Source organism: Microcystis sp. M169S2 (assembly GCF_020245865.1).
Lineage (GTDB): Bacteria > Cyanobacteriota > Cyanobacteriia > Cyanobacteriales > Microcystaceae > Microcystis > Microcystis ichthyoblabe_A.
In genome coordinates, this window is sequence record NZ_JADBUB010000076.1 from 1 (window position 1) to 17,256 (window position 17,256).

The window sequence follows — 17,256 nt, forward strand, 5'->3', positions numbered from 1 at the left end:
AGAGGTTATTCTCCTCGTAGGTCTCGATGATCTTTTGTCGCAAGTCTAAAGAATAGGGCTTCATCGGGTCGTGGCTCCTGCCTAGGTCTATAATTTATTGTCCTCTTCTATTGTACCTCATGCAAGTGCATACCGCTATAAGCGGTCTCCTGCAAACTTATCAAGAGTCAATATCAATTGAACAGTACAAGCTGGAAAGTAATAAGATTGGCTCAGTAATAGTTGCTCCTGGCCAAAAGCGTCGAGAAGATACTTGGGATGATCTTTTAAGAACTTTGGTCGGTGGAAAAATTAAGCTAATTATTCATGTGGTGTCATGGGGTTATCACTCCTTTGGAGAGTTTAGCTATACTCAGCACCGGCTGTATCAAAGTGGTATGACTTTAGAGGAGTTTCTAAGAGAATATGCGGCAGTTTGTCGTAATCGAGAGTTAGATGTTTTAAGAAGAATAGAGCCACATTTATCAATTGCTGATCAAAGAAAAACCATAGTAATTACTTTAGTTAGCAAGCAGGATCTATGGTGGAACAACAGGTTAGAGGTTAATAAACACTATGTTGAGGGAGCCTATGAACAACTTATCCAAAATATTCGTAATAAGCGAGGAGCAAACAATTTTATTCATGAATATCGCTCTACCTCATTAGTAATGGAAAACTTTCTTTCAGGAGATAATGAGTTACTGATACCAACTACCCAAGGTTATGATCAAAGATAAAAAGTTGTCAATTTTAGGTATTTTCTTAATGCGATCGAGTCTCTTTTTCAAATCTCATTGAGCGTTTAGGAGAAGTAAGCTAATGGCTATTCTTGATGAGGAAGACAGAAAGCTGATTATCTCTTTGTTAAATGAATACTCTGAGAAGCTTCTTAATATATGCGAACAAATAGATAGGCAGCAAAGAAACTTAGATTTTTTATGGTTGCTGTCGTTGCTGTCGTTGCTGTTAGCATTTGCTGGGACGATGGTGGGTTTTTATTGGTTACTTTCTACAAAAATAACTACATTTATTAGAATTCTTACAATAACTAGCGCTGTTCCGCAACCATTCATAATTCACATTTATTTTAGAAAGCTAGAATTATTGCAAAAAGCTTCAATAATATCTGCAAAACTTGAGAAAGTTATACGGGCTGCCTCTCAAGCTCAGGAACATACTACCATGGCAGTAGGTTTTTTCAGCGATCTTGAAGTAGATTTGCGTTTATCAGATGCAGAATATGCTCTACAGCACTACAATAATCTAGTCAAAAAAAGAAAATTCTTTTGATATTTCTAAGCTTAATTAGGGTTTGCTGAATAAATCTAAAAACCTTGTTGGGTAAGACTTTTAGACTTTTTTTCCCTCAAAAAGTGCCAACCATTGGAGTGATCGGGGGTAAAATTCCAGGACTTTTTCCCTGAAAATTAGGTAATTGACCCCCTCAAAATCGGTAAAACCCTACACCCCAAACCCCACACCCCACACCCTATCCCCACGAAAAACTTTTTGCCGCAAACCCTAATTATCTCCTCCCGTAGCGACATTTTTAAATCTTTCTTGGGCAGCAGAAAAAGCCTCTTTCATCACCCTTTGAATCCTCTTAGGATCGGGTTTTTTACCCCCCATTAAATCGCCAAAATAGACACAAGCGCCCTCTCCTAGAGCCCAGGTATAGGCGGCGGACCAAGAAGCGGCGATAACACTGCCAAAACCGGGGATAAATTTCACCAATTCCCGACCGATGGCCTGGGCCAAAAAGCCGCCAGCGATCGCACTGACGACTCCGCCGGCCTGGGATGGGGTTAAGACTTGACCGTATAATTTGCCTAAAACCCCCACCATTGACACTTGTAGGGCGGTTAACACGGGCATAGTCGCTAAGGGTAAGGGAATCGCCGCCAAGGTCGCTGCTATGACGGAAAAGGCTAACATATAGCGTCGGGCCACGTCCCGATAGAGATGGCCTAATTTATCGCTGGTTTCCCGATCTAAAAGTTGGTGGATGGTGTTAGCCTCGGCTTTTGGCAATAAATCGGCTAAATTGTCTCTAAATGCCTCTAAACCGTAAAAAACGGGGTTGTAACCGTCTTCCTCTAGGGTAAAATCTATTAGCACAGAATTGTCATATAAATTCTTAAAAGTTTCTTTAATTTCTTGATAGGCGCGATTGATATCCTCGAAATCGGGAGGATAAGGGGGATGATCGGCGGTATTAGGAGGATAAAGCTGATGAAGGCAGGTTACAGCCAGTAAACAGGGGATTTTAGGATATTTTTGCCGTAGTTGTTTGGTAATTTCCAGAAGGCTATCGGTGGCAAAATCATCAATTTTTACCGTCACGATAAAAACCTGGGCGCGTCCCGTATTTTCGGCTAAATCTGCTAATAATTCCGCGATTATTGTCTCTGTGTGTTGATAGGCATCTCCTAACCCCACCGTATCGGTAAAAATCAACAGGGGTAAATCTTCTGCGGGGTAGGTGTAGCGCTGGGTGTTTTGGGTGTGGGGACGGAAACCTTGCCCGACTATTTCCGCCGAAACTCCCGTTATTCCCCGAATAATCGAACTTTTTCCCGTTTGCGGTTTACCGATTAACAGCGCCTCGGTGGTGGGTAATTCTTGACGGACTTTTTCTAAAATTTCCGCCACTTGAGTGTCACTGACACTAAACCACTGGAGGACAGTATTAGTCAACTGGTCGATGGGGAGTCTTTTCATCACTTCCCCCGTGAGACTATTCCAAGTATTGACCAAAGAATCAATCGGCAGTTTATTAGTCATGGGGATTAGAAGGGTTTATGATAACTAAAATAGAGATTTTCAGCCATAGAATCAGACGATGACAAAAGCCGCAATTAGTCCGCAAGATTTATCATGGCCTTTTTGGCCAATTGTACCACTTTATCCCTATGGTCAAAGACGGACAATTCGCCAAGAAGTGGTGAAAGATACGCTCTGGACATTTGAGCAATTGCAGGGTATTTTTTATGTGGTTGTGCCGATTCGCATGACGGTAATTAGGTTAGCATCTGGGGGTTTATTTGTTTATGCACCAGTGGCCCCGACTCCGGAATGTATTCGCTTAATGCGTGAGTTGGAAAGTCAACACGGGGAAGTTAAATATATTATTTTGCCGACGATTTCTGGGATCGAACATAAGGTTTTTGTGGGTCCTTTTGCCCGTTATTTTCCTAAGGCTATAGTTTATGTTGCTCCTAATCAATGGAGTTTTCCTCTTAATTTACCTTTGAGTTGGTTGGGTTTACCGGCAAAACGAACAGAAATTTTACCTGCTGACTCGGCAACCACTCCTTTCGGAAAAGATTTTAGTTATGAAATTTTACCCGCAATCGATCTGAATGTGGGATACTTCTCGGAAGTGGCTTTTTTTCATCACTACTCTCAAACTCTGCTGCTAACTGATGGCATTATTTCTATCCCAGAAAATCCCCCCGCTATTTTAGAATTAGACCCCTATCCGCTGCTGTTTCACGCTAAAAATACTGCTAAGGATCTGGTGGAGGATACCCCAGAAAATCGCCGTCAGGGTTGGCAAAGAATTTGTCTTTTTGCTCTTTATTTTCAACCTTCTGTTTTAGCTGTTCCCAATTGGATTAAGGTGTTTCGAGATGCTTTTGTTGCTAAGGAAAGGAGTAAAAAAGCCTATTTTGGTTTATTCCCTTTTCAATGGGGTGATGATTGGCAAAGGACTTTTTTAAATTTGCGTCGAGAGGGAAGGTTAATAGTCGCGCCAATTTTGCAAACTTTGATTCTTAATCGCAATACTGACGAGGTTAGTCAATGGGTTGATAGAATTTGCCAATGGCCGATTAAACAGGTTATTCCTTGTCATTTTGCTAGTCCGATTCAAGCTAATAGTCAAGAGTTTCAGCAGGCTTTTTCTTTCTTGTTAAAAGATTCTTATTTACCTAAAGATGACTTAGAATGTTTAGAAAATATTGATAGTTTTTTAGTGCGCTGGCGATTGACTCCTCCTCCTGATAAAAAATTGTAATTTATGGCTAAGAACTGCTATAATATATGCAGTTGTTCGTTGATTGCTAATTAAGGTTATGCAAATTCCCGAAAATCACAGTAATGATGACATCAGAGCGGCGTTGATTCAATTGCGAGAAAAACTTGGTCAAAAAGTTGACCGCTGAGAATATAAATTTGATGCCTATCAAAAAGGTACAGACGGTATGGTGAGAATGGCTACTACTATCATCATTGTCACCGCTTCTGTGGTAGTTTTATTCTAGGAGGTCTTGGGGTGTAATTAACTCGTAACGCTCGAAGGGTTGATGAATCCAGGGATTATCGGGGTAATATTCCACATAATAGTCAGGTTTAATTCTTGATGCTGCTTTGTACCAGATCACCGCAGTTTTGATATTGGTAATCCCGTATTTTTCCTGTAACAAAATCGAGGTTTTTTGGAGAGTGATTCCCGAATCGACTAAATCATCCACTAATAACAAGGGACTCTTTAATTGGGCCTCGAGCATGGCTAAATTTGAGGAAATAGTTAATTCTCCCCGAATTTGATGATTTTGCCCCCCGTAGGAAGCAGCGTAGAGAATGGCTAGGGGTTGACGAAAAAGACGACAGAGAATGTCACCGACGCGCAATCCTCCCTTAGCTAAACAGACAATCTGAGCAAATTGCCAACCGGAACGATCAATTTTTACTGCTAATTTTTCGATCAGACGATGGTATTCATCCCAAGAAACATAGACATCGGCCATATTTTCCATTCCCGATTCAGAATTACTTATTTTCGGCAGGTCGATCACTACTCCAGGCCCACCAAACTCGATCGCATTGACAATGATAGAATTCCTGCCATTTACGACGGGAATCTTCTCCTAAAACGGGAGCGCGGCGATTGATCCAAACGGACTGAGCTTCTTTAGCTTTGGCTCCACAGTAAGGACAACAAAAATTGTAGGCGTGAACAGCATTCTCTGTCCAGTCAGGGGGAAAGGGACTAAAAGCATCCATAATCTCTAAAATATAAGATTAATAACTAGAAAAACTGGGTCAATAGATAATCTCCTTGTTTACTTTATCACTAAAAAAATATGGCTAGAGGGGATCAAATATACGCCTATCGGGAATTGCTCAATCTTCAGGGTGTTTATGCCCATCATGGCATCGATTGCGGTGATGGTAGCGTCATTCATTACCGAAAACCGAGCGAGATTGTGGAACGAACTTCCCTAGAAACCTTTGCTAGGGGCGGTAAAATCTATGTGGTGCGCCATGTAGAGGTGGGATTTTCCTTTATCCCCGATGTGGTGGTAGAAAGGGCGCTAAGTCGTCTGGGGGAGCAGAAATATAATCTTCTTTTTAACAACTGCGAACATTTTGCCACTTGGTGTAAGACCGGTATTAGCAAAAGTCAACAGATAGAAGAATTTATCCCGATTATTACCCATTTACAAGCGGTGGGACTCTACGAACCTCTGAAAAAATCCCTCATCGGAGCCGACCCCAACAATGCCCAAACCCTATTAAAAGGGGCTTTAAGCAATCTTAAGGTGAGTTGGGATGAAATTCAACCCCAGTACAAAAAAGCCATTCAAGAAGCAGAAACATGGAATCGAGTAGCGATCGAAGCTTTAAGCAGAAATCGCGATGATTTAGCCCGGGAAGCCCTGAAACGCAAGGTAGAAGCCAAAAAACAGGCAAAACGCCATCAGGAACAATTGGATCAAATAGCGGCCATGACCGAAAATGTTCTTAAAAGTCTGGTGATTGCTAACGGTTAGTCTGGATGTCAGTAAACTGTTCAGTATCTAACCATCTGCCAATTGCCTCGGTTGATTCCTATTCAAATCAGGTAATTTTAGTCGCTCGCTATGGAAATCTGGATTATTTTACGTTTTTCAATCGCCGCTGCCATTATCGCTTTAGTTTGCTGGTCTTTAGCCAGTGCCGTGCGCGATAGTTGGCAAGTTGCGCGACGGATGCACTCCATCCCTTGCTCCCACTGCCGCTACTTTACCAACGATTATCGCCTCAAATGTAGTGTACAACCCAGGAGCGCCAACACCGAACAAGCGATCGACTGCGGCGATTATTTTCCTAGGGCCTAGTCTGCCATAATACCGAAAAGCTTTTCCAGATGGTGCGAAATTTGCTAGTCTAGGCTAAATAGGTCTGAAATAGTATAGAAACGTGGATACAATTATTGGTCGGGGCAAAACAGCCCGTAGAGCTTACGGTATCGATGAAATCGCACTTGTACCCGGAGTGCGAACCCTCGATCCTAGTTTAGCCGATACCCGTTGGTCTCTCGGCAATATCGAGCGGGAAATCCCGATTATCGCCAGCGCTATGGATGGGGTGGTGGATACTAAAATGGCCGTCCTTCTCTCCGAGTTGGGGGCGCTAGGGGTACTAAACCTCGAAGGTATTCAAACTCGTTACGAGGATCCTAACCCGATTCTCGATCGCATTGCGGCGGTCGGCAAAGCAGAATTCGTCGGTTTAATGCAGGAACTCTACGCAGAACCGATTAAACCGCAACTAATCGAGCTTCGTATCCAAGAAATTCAAGAAAAAGGCGGTATTGCGGCAGTTAGCCTCACCCCTGCCGGTGCCGTCAAATACGGTGCTATCGTTGCCCAAGCAGCGGCCGATATTCTCTTTGTCCAAGCAACCGTTGTTTCCACTGCCCATTTATCCCCGGAAGCTATCACCCCCCTCGATTTAGTGCAACTGTGCCAAGAAATGCCCATTCCCGTGGTTTTGGGTAACTGCGTCACCTACGAAGTCGCCCTTAACCTGATGAAAACTGGGGCAGCTGGGGTTTTAGTCGGTATCGGTCCGGGGGCTGCCTGTACTTCTCGCGGCGTTTTAGGAGTGGGAGTTCCCCAGGCCACTGCTGTGGCCGATTGTGCCGCTGCTAGGGACGATTTTTTCCAAGAAACCGGTAAATACGTCCCCGTTATTGCCGATGGCGGCATTATTACCGGCGGTGATATCTGCAAATGTATCGCCTGTGGCGCCGATGCGGTGATGATTGGTTCTCCCATTGCCCGGTCCTTGGAGGCCCCCGGCCGCGGTTTTCACTGGGGTATGGCCACACCTAGTCCGGTTCTACCCCGGGGAACCCGAATTAGTGTGGGCAGTACCGGAACTATTGCCGAAATCCTCGTCGGACCAGCAAAATTAGATGATGGTACTCATAACCTCTTGGGGGCGCTGAAAACCAGTATGGGAACTTTAGGTGCTAAGAACTTAAAGGAAATGCAACAGGTGGAAGTGGTGATTGCTCCCTCGCTGCTGACGGAGGGGAAAGTATATCAAAAGGCCCAGCAGTTAGGTATGGGTAAATAAAAGTTATCAGTGAACAGCGATCGGTTATCATCAGTGTTAAGTTTTCGATTTGTGCTGGAGATGGGTTTTCTGCTTGGTATGACCATCCCCTTCAGGTTCGGTTCTACCGACTCCCACTATCTCAAAAAACTGTTAAATTGGAAGAACCAAAAGGATAGTTTATAAAAAAATTGAGTTCAGGAGATCAAAGGTGTATAGAGAAAACGATCGCCCTCACAATTTATTCGGTACCGATAGTGAATTTTCTGAGAGTTTGTGGCAGTATGTCCAGACCTTAAGTCCCGAAACAATCGCCCAACTCTCGAAACCAGAATCCCAAGAGGTTTTCCAAGTGATGGAACGCAACATTATCGGACTTTTGGGCAACCTTCCTTCCGAACATTTCGGTGTCACTATCAGTACCAGTCGCGAACATCTGGGCCGGTTATTGGCCTCGGCAATGATGAGTGGTTACTTTCTCCGCAATGCTGAACAGAGAATGAATTTTGAAAGATCCCTCGCTAGTCTCCAGAGCGGTTCTAGCGATTTTTAAAGTTTAGCGGTAGTTAGGTTAGTTGGAAAGGGAAAAAGAAGCAATCGGTAATCAGCTATCAGTTGTCCATTTTTAGTTGTCTTTTATTGCATTAGTTAGCCATATAACTTTTATCTGACTAATAACTGATAACTGATAACTGATAACTGATAACTGATAACTGATAACTGATAACTGATTAAAGACAATTTTGCTGCCAGATTAGCTCTTTTTCGATTCTCTGTTTTTCTCCGGGGGGGACAGTCCTTTCCCGCATGATATAAAGTTGCAGGGATTTAATCTGTTGATCACTACTGTGCTGCTGATTCCAGTTTTGACAGAGATACTGACCAAACTCTCTATAAACTGACCGACCAATAGATCGATCAAGATTAATAAAATATACCCGCCACTGCATGGTTTTATACAAACGATTGCGATCGCTTTCCGTGGGTTTATCCCAAATTACCGGCTGTCCTTCTCTAAATATATCTACCGTGGAACCATCGGCTAATTGACTGACTGCCACAAACCAAGCATCATCCCGGGGCGGACTAGGGGAGAAAATAGTCCAATACTGGTCTAAACGAGTTATTCTTGCCAGAATATCAATTGTATTAAAAGTACGACGGGTGAGCAAGCGATCGAGGGATTGAATTAAAGGTGTATTTAAATCGCCTCTAATGACCGATTGCTGGACAAAACTGCGTAAATTCCAGATACTGGTCAACAAGAAGAAGAAAATTACCAAAATATTTAAAGGTAAAGAGGATTTAATCGTCAGGGGACGAAACTTGAGAGGTTTGGTGAAATTGCCCATAAAACGACGATGGGAGGCAATCCACTCATAAATTCTCGTTCCCAGGGTCATGAGGGGTGGTAAACGCAAAATTGGCGCTAAAAACCAGAAAATTGGCGAAAGACTGACAACATAAACCAATGCTGACCATTTAAACCAGCGTTTTCCCTGCCAATCTTCCACCACCCAAGAATTTTGGGACACCATATCCTCGTATATGGAGGGGTTATCTTGCGCGACTAACAGGGGAGTGCCGGGTAAAATGAGAAAAGTGCGGAGAAGATGAACAACTTTCTTGCAAAATCCACAATCTCGATCATAATTAATCCTTAAACCTTCTCTTTCTGGGTTTATTATCCGTTTTTGTCCCCAATCCCAGACTAAGCTAGGGATAATCGGCAACCAATGGGTAACACTCAAGAAAGGGAAAACCCCTAAATGTAGAATCAGTGCAAAAACCGTATGCAAGAAAATAAAGGAAACTACGGCGATTATTTTAAATAAACTATTGCGAAAGGGAACAAACATCAATAGCGGACCGAACCATTCAAAGCCTAGTGCTGAAATTGTCAGGAATTTGAGGAATTGCTGCGGTAAAGTCAGTAAAAAACTCCCCAAAGCGGTAGCGTATTGATCGTAACTAAGAGAGTAATAAACGGCCGTACCGTCGGGCCACCAAGTCTCACTTTTAAGTTTAAAGACTACTGACCACATATATATGTAACACACCTGTATCATAAAAGCCACCGTGGCGGCCGAAACTACGCGCTTGGGTAGGGGGTTGGGATTGGTGTTTAAGGCACTTTCCACGGAATAACAAGCACCGAGGGGTAAAAACATCGCCCAGAATAATACTGCCCGGATTACGTCATCGGCGGCAAATAGTAACAGGGGGTTGCGATGATGTAATGAGACGATTAGCGCCCAAGTGGCGATCGTGGCTAAACGGGTATGATAGCCAATTAAAAGCAAGAATGCGATCGCTATAGCGACAATAAACAGGATACTCTGCACCAGTACCGAGTCACTGAGAGCAAAAATAGACCAGTAAAAAGGACTAGCAGAGACTTTTGATAAGATTTCTAGAGGTAAAACCCCTAATTCACTGTAATGGGCAGTTACTTGGCTAAAACGAACTGATAAATCGACTAAAACCACTAACGCCAAGGCAATGCGAAATAAAGCCAGCGATCGCAGGTCAAACCCGAAAATCTCTGCCAGTCTTTGTCTCAATGATTTTGTCATTATCGTCATAGGATGATGATTCCCTCCACTTCTTCAATAAACCTACTTTATACCAAGTAAAAAGGCCAAAGGCAAAAGAAAGCTGTCGGCCTTGTCAGTTATCAGTTATCAGTTTTGAGTATTAAGTGAGCAGTATGTATTAAGTGAGCATCATTAGACATCTCCAAAAATTATAACCCAGTCACAGCTTGCTTTTGGTCTATGTACTAACTAAACAGTTCGATAGCTGGAATGTATATCTATCGTTGCTAATTCAATTTTACTTAAAAAATATGAGGCAATTAAAATAATTTTTATTCGGGTAGATTCCTTAACTAGAAAGACTTTTGGTCTTGAGATAATATTAGGTCGAGGTCTATTGGCAGTAACAATGCTGTCTTTTCACTGATCACTGATTGCTGTTTACTGTTTACTGATCACTGTTTACTGATCACTGATTATCGGGACGGGGAAGAATTAATCGGGGGTAAAGAAGGAGAAATTTCGCCACCTCGATCGAATATTTCCAGATTCCATTGACCGAAACGATTACTTTCAAAAGCAATAAAACGACCGTTACCACTAATCGTCGGACGACGCACTTCTCCTAAAATATTTTCGGTGATATTTTTTGCTTGCAGAGTTTGTCGATCATAAATATATATATCGGGTTTACCGGACTGTTCCGACACATAAACAATATAGCGACCATCGGCACTAATATCCGGTTGATCTTGATAGGTTTTTGCTTGATTTAACCCGGGTAGGGGAACTAAACGATTAGCCACTCGATCGAATAAATAAATCGTTCGTTGACCCCTGCGATCGGAGGCAAAGACCAGATAACGACCATCGTAGTTAAAACGGGGATTATCTTCAGAGGAAGGGGTATTTAAAGTATTTCCTAAAAGCTGTTGGGGAGGGGTGACAAAACCCGCATCACTACATCCCCCCAGACTGATGATATTAACCGCAAGCAAAAGTCCCAGAAGTTTAGGAAACCTGATCATCGGTCGGCACCGGGGAAGGAAGGATACAACAATTAATATCATCAAGACAAACTTTCCCCCAATGCAATGCCCAACGCACCAATTCCACCCGATTATCGGTTTTTGTTTTCGTCAAGATATTACTAATATGATTATCAACGGTACGCTTACTAATCTCTAGCTTTTCCGAGATTTCTTGATTAGTTAAACCATTAGCCACCAAATCGAGTATTTCTAGCTCTCGATCGGATAATGAAGCGGCTGTTTGAAACTTCGTAGCAGACATGAGTATAATTCCTCTCGTATATTTACTTATCATTCTAGAAGAATTTTTTCTCCTAGGAATCGATTAATATTCTGAAGATTATCTCTAAGCAACCAGAAATAGCTAAAATAGCTGGCTAAGACACCCTGATCCGCAATCCCGTTTAAAAGGGATAGGAAAGTGGGGTGTAGGAAATGGGGAGGTGGGGAAGTGGGGAAGTGGGGGAATTTCAACTAAAACCCTAACACCCCAACACCCCCCCGCAACGGCTCGACTGAGCGTCGCCGAACGTCGCGCACGCAGTGACCACCCTATCTCCTGACCACCGACTCCTGCCTCCTGTCTCCTGAATTCTGACGGCTGGTACTATATAATAAAAACGCTCCTTAGTTAGATATTGAGAAAAACATGGAAGTTATCCCCGCTATTGATATTCTCGATGGCAAATGTGTGCGACTTTATCAGGGAGATTACCAACAATCGCAGGTTTTTAACGATAATCCCGCAATAGTGGCGCGAGAATGGGTCAATCAGGGGGCAACCAGATTACATTTAGTCGATTTGGATGGAGCTAAAGAGGGTAAATCGGTTAATTTGTCAACTATTGAAACAATTCTTAATGATATTGCCATCCCAGTGCAGGTGGGGGGTGGACTGCGGGATGTAGAAACGGTGAGTAATCTCCTAAAAATCGGGGTAGAAAAGGCGATTTTAGGGACAGTAGCCGTAGAAAAGCCAGAATTAGTCAGCGAACTTTGTCAAAGCTTTCCGGGGCAAATAATTGTTGGGATTGATGCTCGCGATGGCAAAGTAGCCACCAGGGGTTGGTTAGAAACCTCTGCGGTAGAAGCGATCGCTCTTGGGCAAGATATGGCAAAAAGAGGGGCCAGCACGATTATCTACACTGATATTCATCGAGATGGCACGCTTTCTGGCCCTAATCTCGCCGCTTTGCGAGAATTAGCCGAATCTGTCAAAATTCCCGTGATCGCCTCTGGGGGAATTAGTTCCCTGACGGATCTACTGAGTTTATTGTCTTTGGAACCTTTGGGAGTAACGGGAGTAATCGTGGGCCGCGCCCTTTATACCGGTGCAGTTAACCTCTCGGAAGCGATTAACGCGATCGGATCGGGCCGTTGGCAGGATGTACCCCCGAATTTTTTCGCTTAACGGACTTGTTTGAGAGTATCCACCTGTTTATTGAACATATCGGTAAATAGTCCCAAAACAGTGCGATTTTCATTGACTTTGATGTTGACGCTCACGGACATCCCCGATTGCAGGGGTAGAGTGGATTGATCTTTCAAAACTAAATCTTGACTGTTCAAGCGTACCCGGACGGGGAACCGATAAAAACGGTGATTTTCGTCGGGAGGTAGAGCATCGGAACCGATCGAGATTACTTCTCCCTTAATATCGCCGTATTCACTGTAGGAAAAGGAATCAATGCGAATATCGGCCTTTTGTCCCACGCGCACAAAACCGATGTCTTGGTTAGTCACGTCCACCTCTGCCACTAAACAACCTTTAGCGGCATCTTTCACCTCGGTGGGACAGCCATCGGGAACAAGTTTTAATAATGCTTCCGCTTGACTAGGTTGGGGAACAAACCCGGGCCGCGCCTTGAGATCAAAGACCACACCATCGATGGGGGCGGTAATTTTTTGATATTTAATCGTCTGTTGTGCTTGACTAATTTGACTGTCTAGTTCAGCAATGCGCTTGTTATTATCAATGATAATGCGACTGATCTGACTATCGATTTCAGCGATCCGTTTTTGATTGTCCGCCATTTTATCGCGCACATCTTTTTCCGTGATTACTGTGGTATTAATCAGCTTTTCTCCCGCTTGGGAGATCAACAGGGAATAACGCTTTTCTTCCTGTTCCAAGCGGGAAATTTCGGCGATGCGGGTTTGTACTTCTTTCTCTTGTTTTTCTCGCTCGATTTTGCCGTTAGCCTCTTGCTGCTGCAGTTCATTCTGGCGGTCAGTGACTGATTGTTTTTGTTTATTAATCTGGTAACGGGCGATCGCTCCTTCTTCCCCCAAGGGTTCGATATCGTTAAGAATATTACGCTCGATATCCAAGCCTTCTTGGCCCTGTTTCATCGCATTGGCATTACGGGTCTTAATTTCTTCTAAGACTAAGCGATCTTTGATTAATTGCGAGCGGGCATCGGCCAACTGTACCCTGGTTTGGGCCAATTGTTTTTCTAATTGTTCCATTTCCAATCTAGCGGCCGCTTGTCGAGAATTGGCCTCCCGTTGGGCCGCCTCTAAACGGGCTAATTGATCCCCCTGTAAAGCAGCGCTAGAGGCAACTTCACTGACCTGTGCTTGATAAAGTTGATTTTCTGCCACCAAAGCGGCACGATTACGGGCTAAATCGGCGATTTCACTCGGTAATTTTAATTGAGTGATCGAACTTTCCACTTGTGCCGGCGTCAGATCCTGCGCCATTAAGAGACGATAGAATTGATTTTCCTTCTCGGCAGTGGCGCGAATTGTTCTCAAAGATTCCAACTGCACTTTCGAGGCACTGGAATCCATTAAAACCAGTACATCACCTTTGTTAACTCGATCGCCGTCTTTAACTTTCACGAACTGTACTACCCCATTCACCGGTGATTGTACTTCTTGCACTTTGCCCTGGGGTTTAAGTTGTCCTTGGGCGCCCACCACCTGCTCGATTTTGGCGAACGCTGACCAAATTAAAGCGGCAGTGGTGACACTCATTAATGTCCAGATAATCGTCCGCGACCAAATGGGCGATTGTTTCAGGATCACCGATTGTTCCGGTGGGCTGAAAGTGGGTAAAGAAGGGGTAATACTTTTATTTTTCGTGGTAGTAGCCACGTTTTTACCCGCTTGGGTCAGTTCATCGCTTTTACCGTTGCCGTTTCCGTTGTGACCGTTGTTAGAATTACCGTTCATGGGGATTCTCCTATATTTAGGGTTTGCTGAAAAAGTTTTTCGTGGGTGTAGGGTGTGGGGTGTGGGGTGCAGGGTGTGGGGTGTTGGGGTTTTGGGGTATTAGTTGAAACTTCCCCATTTCCCCATTTCCCCATTTCCCTATCCCCTATCCCCTAATCCCTGTCTCCCGACTGACTAGATTTGCGAATCCTGTTGTTTATAGAGAGTATAGTAAAGGCCTTTTTTGGCCATTAATTCCTCGTGGGTGCCTTCCTCCGCTACTGTTCCTTTATCCATCATGACAATAATATCGGCGGATTTGATCGAAGCTAGACGATGGGTGATAAAAAAGACCGTACGATCCTTGAAAGCTTCCTTGAGATTCAGACACACTTGCCGTTCGGTATTATAGTCGAGGGCGCTGGTGGCCTCATCGAGAATGAGAATTTGCGGTCTTTGCAGGACGGAACGAGCGATCGCAACCCGTTGTCGTTGTCCCCCCGATAGGGATGCCCCCCGTTCACCGACGCGGGTATTATAGCCATTGGGTAGGGTCATAATAAATTCGTGGGCTGCAGCTGCTCTCGCTGCCGAGACAATTTCCTCCACAGTCGCATCGGGGTTAGTCAGGGCGATATTTTCCTGTACCGTACCGTCAAATAATAGGGTTTCTTGGGGAACCATGCCGATTTGACGACGCAGGGAATAGAGTTCCACTTTGTTGATATCATAGCCGTCGATGAGAATTCGTCCCGATTCTGGTTCGTAGAGACGAGCTAATAGTTTAGTGATGGTACTTTTCCCGGCGCCACTTTCTCCCACCAAAGCGACAAAAGTACCAGCGGGGAATTCTAAGTTGACGTTGTATAGTTGCAGGGCGCCGTGGGGATTGAAGCGGAAAGCGAGGTTTTCGTAGGTGACAGTGCCTTTAATTAAGGGCATAGGGATATTGTGGCGATCGAGTTCCGCTTCTTGGGGAGTATCGACGATATCGGCCAATCTTTCCAGAGATAAGCCAGTTTCTTGGAAGTTTTGCCAGAGTTGGGTCAAACGCAGAATCGGCGAGGTAACGTAGGAAGAGATAATCCGGAAGGCGATTAATTGACCAAGAGTGAGTTTTCCGTCTAAAACTAAGGCTGCTCCCACCCACAGCACTAATAAACCCGATAATTGGTTAAAGAAGTGACTAAAGGAACCTGCCAAAGTTGAGGTCATGACCGTTTGAAAACCTTCGGCCACATAGCGTGCATAACGTTCTTGCCACTGCCAACGGGAACGCAATTCGATATTCTGTGCTTTTACTGTTTGGATTCCCGTCATCACCTCCACTAGATAGGATTGGGTTTCGGCGTTTCGTTCCGCTTTTGCTCGCAGTTGTCGCCGCACGATCGGTGCGAAAATAGCTGTGGAGATAACTAAAATCGGCACGACTCCCAGGGCCCAAACGGTTAGAATCGGGCTATAGATCAACATAACCACGATGTAGATAACCGAGAAAATGGCATCTAACACCACCGTTAGGGCTGTCCCCGTTAAAAATTGCCGAATATTCTCTAATTCGTTGATTCTTGTCGAAATTTCCCCCACTGGCCGCCGTTCAAAGTATTTCAGGGGTAAGCGCAGCAGGTGATCGATAATTTCTGAACCAAGGGTCATGTCGATGCGGTTAGTGGTATCGACAAACAGGGATGTTCTCAAAAAGGTTAAAATTCCCTCAAAAACGGCAATTACCAAGAGGAAAACCCCGAGGGTGTTCAGAGTTTCCGGGCTATTCTGCACGATCACTTTATCGATGATCACCTGAATCATCAAGGGATTGGCCAGGGCAAATAACTGCACGAAGAAAGAAGCAATAAAAACTTCTATTAAGACTCGTTTATGTTTCTTGACAGAAGGCCAAAACCATGATAGGCCAAAACGCTGTTGCTGGGTGTGTTTGGTGGGTTTGAGCAGAATTACTTCCCCTTTTTCGTCCCAAAATTCCAGAAATTCGCTGGTTTTGCGTTTAATTATCCCCCTTTGGGGAACAGCGATCGTGGTTTCCCGTTGATTAATTTCGTAGAGGATAACGATGGTGTCTTGCCAGCGAATTAGGGCAGGAGGGTTGATATTGGGCAAGGAAGAAGCATTTAGGGGTACTAATTGGCTATGGAGTCCCACTACCTCGGCCACAGCCCCACACAGAGGCAGGGAAAGGCTGCCGGTTCTTTGCAGTTGATCTCCTAGGATGCGTTGGATCACGTCCTTGCGAAAGGGGATATTAAAATATTTGCAGAGCATCTGAAAACAGGCACTCACCGCCTCTAGTTCCGTTTTTCCCCCGAAAAAGGGATAGGATTTCCGGTTTTTCTCGACAGTTTTTTCAACGTCGATATCGCTGGTGATGTCGCTTATTCTTCCTTGGGGGATATCTAATACCTGGGTGGGTTTATTTCCCTTAATGACTTGGGTTTCCCAGATATCATCCGTTTCTGTTTCCGCAGCCGCTTCGGTTTCAACTGTCAAGAACTTGTCTAACTGGTCGGAGGAAAGACCTAATAAGCGCGTGTTAGTCGGATTGTTCTGGGTGATAACTGTGCCGATAGGATAATTATCGGTATTTTCGCTGACTAACCAGAGATAATCATCGTTAATCTGGTTGTAGGACACACAAGCTTTGTTTAAAAGGGCTTGTGCAATTTCTTTGAGGTCTCCCCCACCCCAGGCCTGTTGATTAAGATAGGAGCCTAGGACAGCATAAACTTCAGCGATCGAGGTTTGTTCAAAGAAATATTGCTTAAATTCTGGGTAATTATTGATTAAAGACCAAAAATCTTCTTCTTTTAAGGTTAAACAGATCGTGACTTCCGAAGAAGCGATCACCGTTTCACAGGGGGTACCGCGCAGGAGACTGAGCCACCCGAATAAATCCCCGGGCTGCAATTTAGCCAAAGTGACCGGCAACGGATTGTTTACCCTAGCATCATAACCCAAAAGTCTGGCCTCTCCCTCGTAGAGAAGGACGAGGTGGGAGGGTAAGCGATCGCACTTGAGTATGGCATTGCCCATCTCATAGCGAAAGGGTTGTAATTTCTGACCGAGGGAACGTCTAACCTCGACGGGCAGGCGATCAAAGGGCTGTACAGTCTCCAGAAAGGCGGTAAAATTTAAGGTGGTATAACTCATTAGCTAGGCGAAAATTGACTAAGTTGGCAAATAATTAGGGGAAAAGACTGGGTTTA

The 17,256-nt window shown here is 44.3% G+C and carries 17 protein-coding genes and 1 pseudogene; 9 read left to right on the plus strand and 9 right to left on the minus strand.

Going from position 1 to position 17,256, the window contains the following annotated elements; genetic code table 11:
* The first annotated feature begins 119 nt into the window (after positions 1–119).
* Both IM485_RS07955 and IM485_RS07960 read left to right on the plus strand, forming a co-directional pair.
* The gene (locus IM485_RS07955) at positions 120–719 is read left to right on the plus strand and encodes a hypothetical protein (protein ID WP_287742324.1); all 600 of its coding nucleotides are present in this window, start codon (positions 120–122) and stop codon (positions 717–719) included.
* Positions 720–801: 82 nt separating this feature from the next.
* Positions 802–1,272: a hypothetical protein gene (locus IM485_RS07960; protein ID WP_104397088.1), complete on the plus strand. Its 471-nt coding sequence runs from the start codon at positions 802–804 to the stop codon at positions 1,270–1,272.
* Between the two features lie 231 nt (positions 1,273–1,503).
* Here IM485_RS07960 and IM485_RS07965 read toward each other — a convergent pair whose 3' ends face one another.
* On the minus strand, positions 1,504–2,766 hold the full coding sequence (locus IM485_RS07965; RefSeq protein ID WP_287742327.1) for a YcjF family protein: 1,263 nt from the start codon (positions 2,764–2,766) through the stop codon (positions 1,504–1,506).
* A 58-nt stretch (positions 2,767–2,824) separates the two neighbouring features.
* Here IM485_RS07965 and IM485_RS07970 point away from each other — a divergent pair, with 58 nt between their 5' ends.
* Entirely contained in the window at positions 2,825–4,000 is a 1,176-nt protein-coding gene (locus IM485_RS07970; protein ID WP_287742329.1) for a DUF4336 domain-containing protein, read from the plus strand.
* A 58-nt stretch (positions 4,001–4,058) separates the two neighbouring features.
* Positions 4,059–4,247, plus strand: a pseudogene (locus tag IM485_RS22675) (ssr2422 family thylakoid membrane protein).
* On the opposite strand, the gene IM485_RS07975 reads toward IM485_RS22675, so the two are convergent.
* Together IM485_RS07975 and IM485_RS07980 are read right to left on the minus strand one after the other, a co-directional pair.
* Entirely contained in the window at positions 4,239–4,733 is a 495-nt protein-coding gene (locus tag IM485_RS07975) for a phosphoribosyltransferase (protein ID WP_287742348.1), read from the minus strand. The pseudogene IM485_RS22675 and the gene IM485_RS07975 sit on opposite strands and share 9 nt — an antisense overlap.
* Positions 4,734–4,755: 22 nt before the next feature.
* Positions 4,756–4,989, minus strand: coding sequence for a hypothetical protein (locus IM485_RS07980; protein ID WP_002735880.1), 234 nt, complete (start codon positions 4,987–4,989; stop codon positions 4,756–4,758).
* Between the two features lie 80 nt (positions 4,990–5,069).
* Between IM485_RS07980 and IM485_RS07985 the strand changes: the two genes are divergently transcribed.
* The 4 genes from IM485_RS07985 to IM485_RS08000 all read left to right on the plus strand — a co-directional run bounded on the left by IM485_RS07985 (position 5,070) and on the right by IM485_RS08000 (position 7,864).
* The gene (locus IM485_RS07985; RefSeq protein WP_012267801.1) at positions 5,070–5,759 is read left to right on the plus strand and encodes a lecithin retinol acyltransferase family protein; all 690 of its coding nucleotides are present in this window, start codon (positions 5,070–5,072) and stop codon (positions 5,757–5,759) included.
* Positions 5,760–5,849: 90 nt separating this feature from the next.
* Entirely contained in the window at positions 5,850–6,086 is a 237-nt protein-coding gene (locus IM485_RS07990; RefSeq protein WP_041804354.1) for a hypothetical protein, read from the plus strand.
* An 82-nt stretch (positions 6,087–6,168) separates the two neighbouring features.
* Positions 6,169–7,332: a GuaB3 family IMP dehydrogenase-related protein gene (locus tag IM485_RS07995; RefSeq protein WP_287742331.1), complete on the plus strand. Its 1,164-nt coding sequence runs from the start codon at positions 6,169–6,171 to the stop codon at positions 7,330–7,332.
* 190 nt (positions 7,333–7,522) lie between these two features.
* Entirely contained in the window at positions 7,523–7,864 is a 342-nt protein-coding gene (locus IM485_RS08000; protein ID WP_104397094.1) for a DUF760 domain-containing protein, read from the plus strand.
* Positions 7,865–8,042: 178 nt separating this feature from the next.
* Here the strand turns inward: IM485_RS08000 and IM485_RS08005 are convergent, their stop codons facing one another.
* From IM485_RS08005 to pedR, 3 genes are all read right to left on the minus strand, one after another.
* Positions 8,043–9,896 carry a hypothetical protein gene (locus IM485_RS08005; protein ID WP_287742333.1) on the minus strand — a complete coding sequence of 618 codons (1,854 nt, stop codon included), beginning with the start codon at positions 9,894–9,896 and terminating at the stop codon, positions 8,043–8,045.
* A gap of 428 nt (positions 9,897–10,324) precedes the next feature.
* The gene (locus tag IM485_RS08010) at positions 10,325–10,876 is read right to left on the minus strand and encodes a TolB family protein (RefSeq protein WP_190719762.1); all 552 of its coding nucleotides are present in this window, start codon (positions 10,874–10,876) and stop codon (positions 10,325–10,327) included.
* The gene (gene pedR / locus IM485_RS08015; protein ID WP_104397097.1) at positions 10,860–11,141 is read right to left on the minus strand and encodes a photosynthetic electron transport-dependent transcriptional regulator PedR; all 282 of its coding nucleotides are present in this window, start codon (positions 11,139–11,141) and stop codon (positions 10,860–10,862) included. Before pedR ends, IM485_RS08010 begins: the two co-directional genes overlap by 17 nt.
* A 387-nt stretch (positions 11,142–11,528) precedes the next feature.
* Here pedR and hisA point away from each other — a divergent pair, with 387 nt between their 5' ends.
* A complete protein-coding gene (gene hisA, locus IM485_RS08020; RefSeq protein WP_104397098.1) occupies positions 11,529–12,290 on the plus strand; it encodes a 1-(5-phosphoribosyl)-5-[(5-phosphoribosylamino)methylideneamino]imidazole-4-carboxamide isomerase in 762 nt (253 codons plus the stop codon).
* Here hisA and IM485_RS08025 read toward each other — a convergent pair.
* The 3 genes from IM485_RS08025 to IM485_RS08035 are packed head-to-tail and all read right to left on the minus strand — an operon-like array spanning position 12,287 to position 17,200.
* Positions 12,287–14,056 (minus strand): beta-barrel domain-containing protein, encoded by a 1,770-nt coding sequence (locus IM485_RS08025; protein WP_287742335.1) that lies wholly within the window; start codon positions 14,054–14,056, stop codon positions 12,287–12,289. The genes hisA and IM485_RS08025 overlap by 4 nt on opposite strands.
* Positions 14,053–14,190: a hypothetical protein gene (locus tag IM485_RS08030; RefSeq protein ID WP_287742337.1), complete on the minus strand. Its 138-nt coding sequence runs from the start codon at positions 14,188–14,190 to the stop codon at positions 14,053–14,055. The genes IM485_RS08025 and IM485_RS08030 overlap by 4 nt, the downstream gene beginning before the upstream one ends.
* A gap of 40 nt (positions 14,191–14,230) precedes the next feature.
* The gene (locus tag IM485_RS08035; RefSeq protein WP_104397099.1) at positions 14,231–17,200 is read right to left on the minus strand and encodes a peptidase domain-containing ABC transporter; all 2,970 of its coding nucleotides are present in this window, start codon (positions 17,198–17,200) and stop codon (positions 14,231–14,233) included.
* Positions 17,201–17,256: the final 56 nt, after the last annotated feature.